At 59.9% G+C, this 13,460-nt stretch carries 10 protein-coding genes; all 10 read right to left on the bottom strand.

Annotated features, from left to right (window positions below):
- Positions 1-47: 47 nt before the first annotated feature.
- The 10 genes from eno to fabZ all read right to left on the bottom strand — a co-directional run bounded on the left by eno (position 48) and on the right by fabZ (position 13,390).
- Positions 48-1,334 (bottom strand): phosphopyruvate hydratase, encoded by a 1,287-nt coding sequence (gene eno / locus AC54XV_RS07545; protein WP_003339565.1) that lies wholly within the window; start codon positions 1,332-1,334, stop codon positions 48-50.
- 138 nt (positions 1,335-1,472) lie between these two features.
- Positions 1,473-2,318 (bottom strand): 3-deoxy-8-phosphooctulonate synthase, encoded by an 846-nt coding sequence (gene kdsA / locus AC54XV_RS07540; RefSeq protein WP_058398425.1) that lies wholly within the window; start codon positions 2,316-2,318, stop codon positions 1,473-1,475.
- Positions 2,319-2,332: 14 nt separating this feature from the next.
- Entirely contained in the window at positions 2,333-3,964 is a 1,632-nt protein-coding gene (gene pyrG, locus AC54XV_RS07535) for a CTP synthase (RefSeq protein ID WP_003364819.1), read from the bottom strand.
- A 263-nt stretch (positions 3,965-4,227) separates the two neighbouring features.
- The gene (tilS, locus tag AC54XV_RS07530) at positions 4,228-5,565 is read right to left on the bottom strand and encodes a tRNA lysidine(34) synthetase TilS (protein ID WP_024642848.1); all 1,338 of its coding nucleotides are present in this window, start codon (positions 5,563-5,565) and stop codon (positions 4,228-4,230) included.
- A gap of 135 nt (positions 5,566-5,700) precedes the next feature.
- Entirely contained in the window at positions 5,701-6,648 is a 948-nt protein-coding gene (accA, locus tag AC54XV_RS07525) for an acetyl-CoA carboxylase carboxyl transferase subunit alpha (protein ID WP_003364825.1), read from the bottom strand.
- A gap of 128 nt (positions 6,649-6,776) precedes the next feature.
- Entirely contained in the window at positions 6,777-10,298 is a 3,522-nt protein-coding gene (dnaE, locus tag AC54XV_RS07520) for a DNA polymerase III subunit alpha (RefSeq protein ID WP_011266980.1), read from the bottom strand.
- Between the two features lie 68 nt (positions 10,299-10,366).
- A complete protein-coding gene (rnhB, locus tag AC54XV_RS07515) occupies positions 10,367-11,020 on the bottom strand; it encodes a ribonuclease HII (RefSeq protein ID WP_024639907.1) in 654 nt (217 codons plus the stop codon).
- A gap of 11 nt (positions 11,021-11,031) precedes the next feature.
- Positions 11,032-12,174 carry a lipid-A-disaccharide synthase gene (lpxB, locus tag AC54XV_RS07510; protein ID WP_024651769.1) on the bottom strand — a complete coding sequence of 381 codons (1,143 nt, stop codon included), beginning with the start codon at positions 12,172-12,174 and terminating at the stop codon, positions 11,032-11,034.
- A 2-nt stretch (positions 12,175-12,176) separates the two neighbouring features.
- Positions 12,177-12,953: an acyl-ACP--UDP-N-acetylglucosamine O-acyltransferase gene (lpxA, locus tag AC54XV_RS07505; RefSeq protein WP_003314305.1), complete on the bottom strand. Its 777-nt coding sequence runs from the start codon at positions 12,951-12,953 to the stop codon at positions 12,177-12,179.
- Entirely contained in the window at positions 12,950-13,390 is a 441-nt protein-coding gene (gene fabZ / locus AC54XV_RS07500; RefSeq protein ID WP_002554719.1) for a 3-hydroxyacyl-ACP dehydratase FabZ, read from the bottom strand. Before fabZ ends, lpxA begins: the two co-directional genes overlap by 4 nt.
- Positions 13,391-13,460: the final 70 nt, after the last annotated feature.

Genomic DNA, 13,460 nt, shown 5'->3' with positions numbered 1-13,460 from the left:
GGAACCCGAATCCGTGCAGCACTCTGCGTCTTTTTACCATCTATGGCTCAGCCGCGAAACTCGGCACGACCACGATACACAGCCTTGGAGCCCAATTGCTCCTCGATGCGCAGCAATTGGTTGTACTTGGACACGCGATCGGAGCGGCACAGCGAACCGGTTTTGATCTGACCGGCAGAGGTGCCCACCGCCAGGTCGGCAATGGTCGAATCTTCGGTCTCGCCGGAACGGTGAGAGATGATCGCAGTATAACCGGCAGCCTTGGCCATCTGAATGGCTTCCAGGGTTTCGGTCAGCGTGCCGATCTGGTTGAACTTGATCAGGATCGAGTTGGCGATCTTCTTGTCGATGCCTTCCTTGAGGATCTTGGTGTTGGTCACGAACAGGTCGTCACCTACCAACTGGGTTTTCTCGCCGATCTTGTCGGTGAGGATTTTCCAGCCATCCCAGTCGGACTCGTCCAGACCGTCTTCAATGGAAATGATCGGGTGTTTGCGAGTCAGCTCGGCAAGGTATTCGGCAAACTCGGCAGAGCTGTACTCGCCCTCTTCGCTCAGCTTGTACTTGCCGTTCTTGTAGAACTCGCTCGCTGCGCAGTCCAGCGCCAGAGTCACGTCAGTGCCCAACGTGTAACCCGCATTGGCAACCGCCTCGGCGATGGCGTCGAGCGCTTCCTTGTTGGACGCCAGGTTAGGCGCGAAGCCACCTTCGTCGCCCACTGCGGTGTTCAGGCCACGCGCCTTGAGAACCGCCTTGAGGTGATGGAAAATCTCGGTGCCCCAGCGCAGGCCTTCAGCGAAGGACTTGGCGCCGACAGGCTGGATCATGAATTCCTGGATGTCGATGTTGTTATCGGCATGCTCGCCACCGTTGATGATGTTCATCATCGGCACCGGCATGGAATACACGCCCGGTGTGCCATTGAGGTTGGCGATGTGCGCGTACAGCGGCAGGTCCTGATCCTGTGCCGCTGCCTTGGCAGCTGCCAGGGAGACTGCGAGGATGGCGTTCGCGCCCAGGCTTGCCTTGTTTTCGGTGCCGTCCAGCTCGATCATCGCGTGATCCAGCGCCTTCTGGTCAACCGGATCCTTGCCCAGCAGCAGGTCGCGGATCGGACCATTGATATTGGCAACAGCCTTCAGAACGCCCTTGCCCATGTAACGGCTCTTGTCGCCATCACGCAGCTCCAGCGCTTCGCGCGAGCCGGTTGAAGCGCCAGACGGCGCGCAGGCGCTGCCGATGATGCCGTTATCGAGGAGCACATCTGCTTCAACGGTTGGGTTGCCACGGGAGTCAAGAACTTCACGACCTTTGATGTCAACGATTTTTGCCATTGTTGTAAACACTCCAGGATTGACGAAAACGACGCAGCGGGAAAACGATGTTCACAGTCAGGCGCAAAAACCGGCAGCCCTGAATGTGACAACCCCGTCACGAATGACGGGGAACGGCACTTTACCGGAGAACCCTGCTCAAGCGGTCTCTACGATCGGAAAACTTTTGACAAGTTCATCCAGTGACTTGAGCTGGGCCAGGAACGGCTCCAGCTTGTTCAGACGCAGGGCACATGGCCCGTCGCATTTGGCGTTGTCAGGGTCCGGATGGGCTTCAAGGAACAGACCGGCCAGATTCTGACTGATGCCGGCCTTGGCCAGGTCCAGCACCTGGGCGCGGCGGCCGCCGGCAGAATCGGAACGACCGCCCGGCATCTGCAGGGCGTGGGTTACGTCGAACAGGATCGGGTACTCGAACTGTTTCATGATGCCGAAGCCAAGCATGTCCACGACCAGGTTGTTGTAACCGAAGCTGGAACCCCGCTCACAGAGAATCAACTGATCGTTACCGGCCTCTTCGCACTTGGTCAGGATGTGTTTCATTTCCTGGGGTGCAAGGAACTGGGCTTTCTTGATGTTGATGATCGCGCCGGTTTTCGCCATCGCCACAACCAGATCGGTCTGCCGCGACAGGAAAGCCGGCAGCTGAATGATGTCGCAGACTTCGGCCACCACGGCAGCCTGATGAGGCTCGTGAACATCGGTGATCAGCGGCACGTTGAAGGTGCGCTTGATCTCTTCGAAAATACGCATGCCTTCTTCAAGGCCCGGCCCGCGGTAGGAGTTCACCGAAGAGCGGTTGGCCTTGTCGAAGCTGGCCTTGAACACGTAAGGGATACCGAGCTTTTCGGTGACCTTTACGTATTCTTCACAGACCTGCATGGCCATATCCCGGGATTCGAGTACGTTCATGCCGCCGAACAGCACCATTGGCTTGTCGTTGGCGACCTCGATCGAACCTACGCGGATGATTTTCTGAGCCATGTCTGCAGTCCCTGTCAGGAATTTTTCTGATGTTGAGCCAGTGCCGCCTTGACGAAACCGCTGAACAGCGGATGACCGTCACGGGGCGTGGAGGTGAATTCCGGGTGGAACTGGCAAGCAACGAACCATGGATGATCCGGTGCTTCGACCACTTCAACCAGCGCGCCGTCGCCGGAGCGACCGGAAATCTTCAGGCCGGCCTCGATCAGTTGCGGTAACAGGTTGTTGTTCACTTCGTAACGATGCCGATGACGTTCGACGATCACGTCCTTGGTGTAGCAATCGTGAACCAGCGAACCGGCTTCAAGCTGGCACTCTTGCGCACCCAGACGCATGGTGCCGCCCAGATCGGAGCTTTCGGTACGGGTTTCGACCGCGCCGGTGGCGTCTTCCCATTCGGTGATCAGCCCCACCACAGCGTGTGCGCTGGTGCGGTCGAACTCGGTGGAGTTGGCGTCTTTCCAGCCCAGCACGTTACGCGCGAACTCGATGACTGCGACCTGCATGCCCAGGCAGATGCCCAGATACGGAACCTTGTTCTCACGGGCGAACTGAACGGCCGTGATCTTGCCTTCCACGCCGCGCAGACCGAAGCCACCCGGAACCAGGATCGCATCCACGCCTTCCAGCAGGCCGGTGCCCTGGTTTTCAATGTCTTCAGAGTCGATGTAGCGCAGGTTGACCTTGGTGCGATTGGTGATACCGGCGTGGCTCATGGCTTCGATCAACGACTTGTAGGCGTCGAGCAGTTCCATGTACTTGCCGACCATCGCGATGGTCACTTCGTGCTCCGGGTTGAGCTTGGCGTCGACAACCTTGTCCCACTCGGACAGGTCGGCACCGCCACATTGCAGGCCGAAGCGCTCGACCACAAAATCGTCCAGGCCTTGCGAATGCAGAATGCCCGGGATCTTGTAGATGGTGTCCGCGTCTTCGAGGGCGATGACTGCACGCTCTTCGACGTTGGTGAACTGAGCGATCTTGCGACGCGAAGAAACGTCGATCGGGTGATCGGAACGGCAGACCAGCACATCAGGCTGCAGGCCGATGGAGCGCAATTCCTTCACCGAATGCTGGGTCGGCTTGGTCTTGGTCTCGCCGGCAGTGGCGATATACGGCACCAGCGTCAGGTGCATCAGCATCGCGCGGCGCGCGCCGACTTCGAAACGCAACTGGCGGATGGCTTCAAGGAACGGCTGGGACTCGATGTCACCCACCGTGCCGCCGATCTCGACCAGCGCCACGTCGGCATCGCCTGCACCCTTGATGATGCGGCGCTTGATTTCATCGGTGATGTGCGGGATGACCTGAATGGTCGCGCCCAGGTAATCACCACGGCGCTCTTTGCGCAGGACGTGCTCGTACACACGGCCGGTGGTGAAGTTGTTGTTCTGGGTCATGGTGGTGCGGATGAACCGCTCATAGTGACCAAGGTCCAGGTCGGTCTCGGCGCCGTCGTGAGTGACGAACACCTCACCGTGCTGGAACGGGCTCATGGTGCCTGGGTCCACGTTGATGTAGGGATCCAGTTTGAGCATGGTGACCTTGAGTCCCCGCGCCTCCAGGATGGCCGCCAATGAAGCCGAGGCAATGCCTTTCCCCAATGAAGAAACAACACCGCCCGTGACGAAGATGTAGCGCGTCATGAAAAACCCTAGAAGTCTGCGTTAAAGCGGTCAGAGCCGCCGGGGATAGCGAAGGAAGGCCGAAGCCCCCGATTACCGACAAAATTCACGGTGCACTCCCGAAACTGCTGCGTTGAAACCGACCGGCCGAAGCCCGTGTGGTGTGCGCTACATTTTAAGAATTACCCAGTAAATACTGGTTGGTAACCGGCAACTCATGTCGTTTCAAAAGAGCCGACAGAAGCTGTATCAAGAAGGGAGCGTAGTCTACCTGAAAGGGCCTTTCAGCTCAAACTTTGGTCGCCGGTCGGCGCAACCCAGCGCAAACGCCAGTTTTCATTGGGCGAACCGTCCAGCCCTGGCAGGTTGGCGACCGCCAGCAGCACGTTATCGAGGTACAGCAGCGGCAATCTGCCGCGCAGAAACGCCGGTACTGACTGCTCGTTGAGCAGGCGCTTGAGATCACGGCTGCCACGCCCGTCCAGGCGTAACACTTCACCGCCCTGCCGATAGCGGACTTGCAGACACCCCGACGGCGCCTCGCCTTGCAGAACCACGCGGCCATTGCCGGGCAGGTGCAGCGCCGCGCAAGGGTCCGACCAGTCCATTGCCTGATGACCGAGCGGCTCCCAGCCAGCGGGCACCCACCAGAGGCAGCCCTGCGCCCTGTGCAGGGTTCCATCGGCGAGCCGCCACAGCGGGCCCGCGTCCTGCGCTGCATCGCGCAACGCCTCCCAGCCGGCCCAGTGATCGGTGTCCGGCAGGCGCGTCAGCGGCGCAAGCCAGTGACGCAGTGCATTGCGCTGCCGGGCTGCTGACAATGCGGCAATCGGCCCAAGACTCAATACCGGCAGGCCAAGCCAAGCGAACGACGTTGCAGCCTGGGCATGGGCAATATCCTGCAGCGCAATCTCGTCCAGCAATTGCTGCGCTTCGCCAAGGTGACGTGCGGTTCGCGCCAGACTGGCCGCTGCCTGTGGCCATCGGGAGGTCAGCAACGGCAGTACCTGACTGCGCAGAAAATTGCGCGAGAACTGCTGATCGTCATTGCTGGGATCTTCGATCCAGTTCAGCCCGTGCCGATGCGCGTAATCCTCCAACTGCATTCGCGACATATCCAGGAGCGGCCTCACCAGACGCCCACGCCCCAGAACCCGCTGATCGGGCATGGCAGCCAGACCGCGTACGCCTGCGCCGCGCAGCAGACGGAACAACAGGGTCTCGGCCTGATCATCGCGATGCTGCCCCGTCAGCAGCACCTCGCCCTCACCCAGCCGCTCGCTGAACGCGCTGTATCGCGCCTGCCGGGCCGCCTGCTCGAGACTTGCACCCGGCTCGACCTGAACACGAACCGACTCGAATGCCACACCGAGCGTCCTGCAGACCTGCTGACAATGCTCTGGCCAGGCATCGGCAGCGGGCTGCAGGCCATGGTGCACATGGATGGCGTTAAGCGCAGGCAGGGTTTCGCGACTGGCAAGTTCAGCCAGAAGATGCAAAAGCACGGTTGAGTCGAGGCCGCCGGAGAAACCGACATGCCAGACAGGCGCATTGCGCCAGGGGGCCAGGACTTGAAGAAGCCTGACAGAAAGATCATGACCGGTGCGTGAGGGGGTGGTCATGGGTGTTTTCACCGGCCTGGCGGGTTCGCACACTAACGGCTTCAGTGCTCGAACCCGCCCTTTCGCGAACAGGTTCGCTCCCACGCCCTTCGGGCAGAAGCCCGCAAGACGTGGAAACAATCGGGGCGATGCAGCTTACAGACCGTAGCTCATCAAGCGGTCATAACGGCGGGCCAGCAGTTCGTCGTTATCGAACTCCTTGAGCATCGCCAGCTGACTGCTCAGCTCTTCACGAATCAAGGCAGCGGCGGCTACCGGGTCACGATGCGCGCCACCCAGAGGTTCGGCGATGACCTTGTCGACGATACCCAGGCCTTTCAGGCGATCAGCAGTGATGCCCATGGCTTCGGCAGCATCCGGGGCCTTCTCGGCGGTCTTCCACAGAATCGATGCGCAGCCTTCCGGAGAGATCACCGCGTAGGTCGAATACTGCAGCATGTTCAACTGGTCACAGACACCAATTGCCAGCGCACCACCGGAACCGCCTTCACCGATGACGGTAGCGATGATCGGCGTCTTGAGACGGGCCATCACGCGCAGGTTCCAGGCAATGGCCTCGCTCTGGTTGCGCTCTTCCGCGTCGATACCCGGATAGGCGCCCGGCGTGTCGATAAAGGTCAGGATCGGCATCTTGAAGCGCTCGGCCATCTCCATCAGACGGCAGGCCTTGCGATAGCCTTCGGGGCGCGGCATACCGAAGTTGCGACGAACCTTCTCGCGCACTTCACGACCTTTCTGATGACCGATGACCATGACTGGCTGGTTGTCCAGACGGGCAATACCGCCGACGATCGCCGCATCATCGGAGAAATGACGATCACCGTGCAGCTCATCGAATTCGGTAAAGATGTTTTCGATGTAGTCCAGCGTGTAGGGACGACGCGGATGGCGCGCCATGCGCGCGATCTGCCAGCTGGTCAGGTTGCCGAAGATGCTTTCGGTGAGCGTCTTGCTCTTGTCTTGCAGCCGGGAGATCTCGTCGCCGATGTTCAGCGAGTTGTCGTTACCCACCAAGCGCAGTTCTTCGATTTTGGCCTGCAAGTCAGCGATAGGCTGTTCGAAATCAAGAAAATTCGGGTTCATAGGCATCCGTCTTGGGTCGACGGCCAAGAGGCCGGCCGGTTGATCCGTCTGCGCCGTTCCTGTTCGGAACCGGCGCGTTCAGGTCGAAATTAAAATTCAGGGTTGAGCGCAAGTCGAGCCTGCGGCGTTCAACGATACTGGAGAAAGACGTTCTCACGTCCGAACTGGTCACGCAGAGCTTGAATCAAGCTGTCCGCAGGATCAATCCGCCATGCTTCTCCCAATTGCAGCAATGCACGGGCGTCCTGCCCCGTGTAGTCCACCGTGATCGGACAGGCACCGCGATGGCGCTTGCACAGATCGCCCAGCCAGCGCAGCCGGTCGCCCTTGAGCGCTTCGGCACGCACCGTCACACGCAGGCTCTCGGCCAGATTGGTGCGGGCATCCTCGATACTCATGACACGCTTGGCGCGCAGGCGCAGCCCGCCGGAGAAGTCATCATTACTGACTTCGCCCTCGACCACCACCATAGCATCGGTCTGCAACAGTGACTGAGCCGAATGGAACGCTTCGGCAAACAGCGACGCCTCGATGCGCGCCGAGCGATCGTCCAGGGTAATGAACCCCATCTTGTCGCCCTTCTTGTTCTTCATGACGCGCAGGGCAATGATCAGACCTGCCACCGTCTGAGTGTCTCTTGCCGGCTTGAGATCGATGATCCGTTGCCGGGCGAACCGGCGGATCTCGCCTTCATATTCATCGATCGGATGCCCGGTCAGGTACAGCCCCAGGGTTTCCTTCTCGCCACGCAGACGATCCTTGAGGCTCAGCTCGCGGGTCTTGCGATGGTTGGCGTAGACATCGGCATCCGCTTCGACGAACAGGCCGCCGAACAGGTCCGAGTGACCACTGTCGCGACTGCGCGCCGTCTGCTCTGCTGCCTGAATGGCTTCTTCCAGTGCGGCAAGCAGCACCGAACGGTTACGGTCGATATTGGCCTGATAGGCCTTGGGCTCCAGTTCGAAGTACGGCCCGAGGCGATCCAGCGCACCGCTGCGAATCAGCCCATCCAGGGTTCGCTTGTTGACCCGCTTGAGGTCGACGCGGGCGCAGAAATCGAAAAGGTCCTTGAACGGCCCGTTCTGGCGCGCGTCGGTAATCGCCTCGACCGGCCCCTCGCCTACCCCCTTGATCGCACCGAGGCCATAAAGAATGCGGCCATCGTCGCTTACCGTGAACTTGAACTCCGAGGTGTTCACGTCCGGCGCATCGAGGCGCAGCTTCATCGTGCGCACTTCTTCGATCAAGGTCACGACCTTGTCGGTGTTGTGCATATCCGCCGACAATACCGCCGCCATGAACGGCGCCGGGTAGTGAGTCTTCAGCCAGGCAGTCTGGTACGACACCAGCCCGTAGGCCGCAGAGTGGGACTTGTTGAAACCGTAACCGGCGAACTTTTCCACCAGGTCGAAGATGTTACCGGCCAGGTCCGGGTCGATGTTATTGGTCTTGCAGCCATCGATGAAACCACCGCGCTGCTTGGCCATTTCCTCGGGCTTTTTCTTACCCATGGCACGACGCAGCATGTCCGCACCGCCAAGGGTGTAACCGGCCATGACCTGGGCGATCTGCATCACCTGTTCCTGATACAGGATGATGCCGTAGGTCGGTGCCAGTACCGGCTTGAGGCCTTCGTACTGGTAATCGACGTGCGGATAGGACAGCTCGGCGCGACCGTGTTTACGGTTGATGAAGTCGTCGACCATGCCCGATTGCAAAGGGCCGGGACGGAACAGTGCCACCAGTGCGATCAGGTCTTCCAGACAGTCGGGCTTGAGCTTTTTGATCAGCTCTTTCATGCCGCGCGACTCGAGCTGGAACACTGCCGTGGTCTCGGCGCGCTGCAGCAACTGATAGGTCGGCATGTCATCGAGCGGAATGAACGCGATGTCCAGCGGTTCTTCGTTGACCTTGGCGCGGTCGCGGTTGATGGTCTTGAGTGCCCAGTCGATGATGGTCAGGGTACGCAGACCGAGGAAGTCGAACTTCACCAGCCCCGCAGCCTCGACATCGTCCTTGTCGAACTGGGTCACCAGACCGTCACCGGCCTCGTCGCAATAGATCGGCGAGAAGTCGGTCAGCTTGGTCGGGGCAATAACCACACCGCCGGCGTGCTTGCCGACGTTACGCACAATGCCTTCGAGCTTGAGCGCCATCTCCCAGATTTCTGCAGCTTCCTCATCGACCTTGAGGAAATCGCGAAGAATCTCTTCCTGCTCGTAGGCTTTTTCGAGGGTCATGCCGACCTCGAACGGGATCATCTTCGACAGACGATCAGCCAGCCCGTAAGACTTGCCCTGCACCCGCGCCACGTCACGCACCACCGCCTTGGCGGCCATGGAACCGAAGGTGATGATCTGGCTGACCGCGTTGCGACCGTACTTCTCGGCCACATATTCGATCACCCGGTCACGACCATCCATGCAGAAGTCGACGTCGAAGTCGGGCATGGAAACCCGTTCCGGGTTCAGGAAGCGTTCGAACAGCAGGTCATATTCCAGCGGGTCGAGGTCGGTGATCTTCTGCACATAGGCAACCAGCGACCCGGCACCCGAACCACGACCCGGCCCCACCGGTACGCCGTTGCTCTTGGCCCACTGGATGAAGTCCATCACGATCAGGAAGTAACCGGGAAAGCCCATCTGGATAATGATATCCAGCTCGAAATTCAGCCGGTCGACATACACCTGACGCTTGGCTTCGTAATCTTCGGTCGTGTCCTTGGGCAACAGGACTGCAAGACGCTCTTCGAGGCCGTCGAAGGAGACCTTACGGAAATACTCATCGATGGTCATGCCATCGGGAATCGGGAAGTTGGGCAAGAAGTGCGTGCCCAGCTTGACGTCGATGTTGCAGCGCTTGGCAATCTCGACGGTGTTTTCCAGCGCCTCCGGCAGATCGCTGAACAGTTCGGCCATTTCTTCCGGACTTTTCAGGTATTGCTGATCGCTGTAGTTGTGCGAGCGACGCGGGTCGTCCAGCGCACGCCCTTCACCGATGCACACACGGGTTTCGTGAGCTTCGAAATCGGCCTGTTTGATGAAGCGCACATCGTTGGTCGCCACCAGCGGTGCACCGTGACGCTCGGCCAGGGCCACAGCAGCGTGCAGATGTTCTTCGTCATTGGCGCGGTTGGTGCGCTGCACTTCGATATAGAAGCGGTCAGGAAAGACTTCCAGCCACTCGCGCAGCAGTTCGTCAGCCTCCCCCGGATTGCCGCCGAGCAAGGCCATGCCGATCTCGCCTTCCTTGGCCGCAGAAAGCGCAATCACACCTTCACTGGCCTGCGCGACCCACTGGCGCTGAATGACGATCTGACCGTTGCGCTGGCCTTCGATAAAGCCTCGGGAAATCAGCTCGGTCAGGTTGCGGTAGCCCTGGGCATTCATCGCCAGCAGGCTGATGCGGCTGAGCGCGGCATCTTCGTCCCTGCCCGCCAGCCACAGGTCGACACCGCAGATCGGCTTGATGCCGGAGCCCTGGGCGGCCTTGTAGAACTTGACCAGCGAGCACATGTTGTTCTGGTCGGTCACCGCCACGGCGGGCATGTTCATGCCGGTCAGCGCCTTGATCAACGGTTTGACCCGAACCAGACCGTCAACCAGCGAATATTCGGTGTGCAGGCGTAGATGAACGAAAGAAGCCGGCATGATGATCCTATAAAACGCGAAAATACAAAAAACGAAGGGCAGGATTGTAGCTGGCCCGGAGTGAAACGTCAGTCCTGCAGCAACCCGACTGAAGGCGAAATCGAGCCACCCATCATTATCGTTGCGCGCGCTTCATGGGCTGCACGCACCGGAGCGAAGGAACGCCGATGAATGGGCGTCGGCCCGAGCCGGGCCAGTGCTTCCAGATGCACCGGGGTAGGATAACCCTTGTGCCCACCGATGCCATAACCCGGGTAGATGAGTTCGAACGCTGCCATTTCCCGATCCCGACTCACCTTGGCAAGAATCGAGGCGGCAGCGATGGCAGGTACCTTGGAGTCACCCTTTACCACCGGCGCCGAGGGCACCGACAACTGCGGGCAGCGGTTGCCGTCGATAAGCGCCAGTCTGGGCGTGATACTCAACCCTTCGACGGCGCGCTGCATGGCCAGCATCGTGGCGTGGAGGATATTCAGCTGGTCGATCTCTTCGACTTCAGCCCTGGCGATGAACCAGCACAGGGCTTTCTCCTGAATTTCGACGTAGAGCTTTTCGCGCCTGGCTTCGGTCAGTTTCTTCGAATCATTGAGACCGAGAATGGGCCTGGTCGGGTCGAGAATGACGGCGGCGGTTACCACGGCACCGCACAGCGGGCCGCGACCCACTTCATCAACACCCGCCACCAGGTCCTCGACGAGGGTAAAATCCAGACCTGTTTGCATCATGGGCGACCTCACAGTGAAGGCGACCGTCCGAGCAGGCTCAATACCGCATCGGCGGCCTGATTGGACGCATCGCGGCGCAGGATCCGGTGAATGGCATCAAAACCGGCGGTCTGCTCGCGACCGTCGTCGATCAATGGCAGCAGCGTACGCGCCAGGGCTTCTGGCGTAGCGTCGTCCTGCAGCAGCTCAGGCACCAGCAGACGCTGGGCCAGCAGGTTCGGCAGCGACACGTAAGGGCTTTTGACCATTCGCTTGAGTATCCAGAAGGTCAGCGGCGCCAGGCGATAGGCAACTACCATGGGGCGCTTGTAAAGCAGCGCCTCCAGGGTCGCGGTGCCGGAGGCGATCAGTACCGCATCGCACGCGGCCAGAGCAACATGCGACTGGCCGTCGAGCAGCGTGACGGGCAGATCACGCCCCTGCAGCAATTGCTCCACCTGAGCCCGTCGCTGCGGGCTGGCGCAGGGCAGTACGAAGCGCAGCTCTGGGCGCCGGGCAAGCAGCCGCTCGGCCGTGTCGAAAAACAACCCGCCCAGACGCCCCACTTCACCGCCCCGGCTGCCCGGCATCAGCGCGACAACCGGCGTCTCCTGCGCCAATCCCAGGCCTGCGCGAGCACCTGCACGATCGGACTCCAGAGGAATTGTGTCTGCCAGCGGATGACCGACAAAACGCACCGGTACGCCCTGCTCTTCGTAGAAACGCGCTTCGAATGGCAACAGGGTCAGCATCAGGTCACAGCCTTCACGAATCTTCAGCACACGCTTCTGACGCCAGGCCCAGACCGACGGGCTGACGTAGTGCACAGTCTTGATCCCGGCGCGACGTAGCTGAAGTTCGATATTGAGCGTGAAGTCAGGCGCGTCAATGCCGATGAAGACGTCCGGCTTTTCATTGATCAGGGTCTGGACCAACAGCTTGCGCCGGGCCAGCAGCTCGCGCAGTCGCCCGAGCACTTCAACCAGCCCCATCACCGACAGGCGCTCCATCGGGAAGGAGGACTGCATGCCTTCGGCTTCCATCAACGGACCGCCGACACCAATGAAGCGGATGTCGGGATGGCGCACCTTGAGGGCACGCATCAGACCGGATCCGAGGATATCGCCGGATGCTTCACCCGCGACCAGAGCGATACAGAGTGGACTGGTCATGGTTAGCGAATGATGCCGCGGGTCGACGTCTGAATGGACTGAAGAAATACGGCCACTTCAGGAAACTGCGCCGCAGGCTCTGCCAGATCGGCCAGCGCCTGGCCGATGGTCAGACCCTGACGATAAACCGTCTTGTAGGCTCTGCGCAGCGCATGAATGGCTTCTTCGGAGAAACCCCGACGGCGCATGCCCTCGAAGTTCATGCTGCGCGCCTCGGCCGGGTTGCCAAAGACTGTGACGAACGCAGGTACATCCTTGCCGATCGCAGTGCCCATGCCGGAGAAGCTGTGCGCACCGATGTGGCAGAACTGATGGACCAGGGTAAAGCCGGACAGGATCGCCCAGTCATCCACGTGAACGTGGCCTGCCAGGGCAGTATTGTTGACCAGAATCACGTGGTTGCCGATCACGCTGTCATGCCCGATATGGGCATAGGCCATGATCAGGTTGTGATCGCCCAGCGTGGTTTCGGCACGGTCCTGGACGGTCCCGCGGTGAATGGTCACGCCTTCGCGGATCACGTTGTGATCACCAATGACAAGACGGGTTTCCTCGCCCTTGTATTTCAGATCAGGCGTGTCCTCACCCACCGATGAAAACTGGTAGATGCGGTTGTGCTTGCCGATTCTGGTTGGCCCCTTGAGGACAACGTGAGGACCGACGACTGTACCCTCGCCAATTTCCACACCGGGTCCGATGATCGACCAGGGGCCGACCTCAACATTGTCGGCCAGAACGGCCGTCGGATCGATGATTGCGCGAGGGTCAATCAAACTCATAGTTTGCGTTCCGCACAGATGATTTCGGCAGAGCAGACTGCCTTGCCATCAACGGTAGCCTTGCATTCGAACTTCCAGATCTGACGCTTGCTGCTCAGGAATTTCGCCTCGAGAACCAGTTGGTCGCCCGGCAGAACCGGCTGACGAAAACGCAGTTTGTCCGAACCGACGAAATAATAGAGCGTGCCGTCCGACGGCTTGGAGTCGAGCATCTTGAACGCGAGGATACCTGCAGCCTGCGCCATCGCTTCGATGATCAGCACGCCCGGCATGATGGGATGCTCAGGGAAGTGACCGTTGAAAAAAGGCTCATTGACGCTGACATTCTTGTAGGCGCGAATGTTCTTGTTCTCGATATCCAGCTCGGTCACGCGATCCACCAGCAGGAACGGGTAACGATGAGGCAGGTATTCGCGAATTTCTTTGATGTCCATCATTTCGAGGGGAAGCCTGTAGTAAAGATTAGGAGTGCGTCGCGACTGCGCAGCACCCCTCTACATCAAGGAG

Source organism: Pseudomonas fragariae (ex Marin et al. 2024) (assembly GCF_059621105.1).
Note: the sequence above shows the minus strand (reverse complement) of the source record. Positions and strands in the feature narration are given on the sequence as shown.

Excerpts from the sequence above, each read along its gene's own strand:
- lpxA (WP_003314305.1), bottom strand. The coding sequence starts at position 12,953 with ATGAGTTTGATTGACCCTCGCGCAATCATCGATCCGACGGCCGTTCTG.
- accA (WP_003364825.1), bottom strand. The coding sequence starts at position 6,648 with ATGAACCCGAATTTTCTTGATTTCGAACAGCCTATCGCTGACTTGCAG.
- eno (WP_003339565.1), bottom strand. The coding sequence starts at position 1,334 with ATGGCAAAAATCGTTGACATCAAAGGTCGTGAAGTTCTTGACTCCCGT.
- lpxB (WP_024651769.1), bottom strand. The coding sequence starts at position 12,174 with ATGACCAGTCCACTCTGTATCGCTCTGGTCGCGGGTGAAGCATCCGGC.
- pyrG (WP_003364819.1), bottom strand. The coding sequence starts at position 3,964 with ATGACGCGCTACATCTTCGTCACGGGCGGTGTTGTTTCTTCATTGGGG.
- tilS (WP_024642848.1), bottom strand. The coding sequence starts at position 5,565 with ATGACCACCCCCTCACGCACCGGTCATGATCTTTCTGTCAGGCTTCTT.
- kdsA (WP_058398425.1), bottom strand. The coding sequence starts at position 2,318 with ATGGCTCAGAAAATCATCCGCGTAGGTTCGATCGAGGTCGCCAACGAC.
- dnaE (WP_011266980.1), bottom strand. The coding sequence starts at position 10,298 with ATGCCGGCTTCTTTCGTTCATCTACGCCTGCACACCGAATATTCGCTG.
- rnhB (WP_024639907.1), bottom strand. The coding sequence starts at position 11,020 with ATGCAAACAGGTCTGGATTTTACCCTCGTCGAGGACCTGGTGGCGGGT.
- fabZ (WP_002554719.1), bottom strand. The coding sequence starts at position 13,390 with ATGATGGACATCAAAGAAATTCGCGAATACCTGCCTCATCGTTACCCG.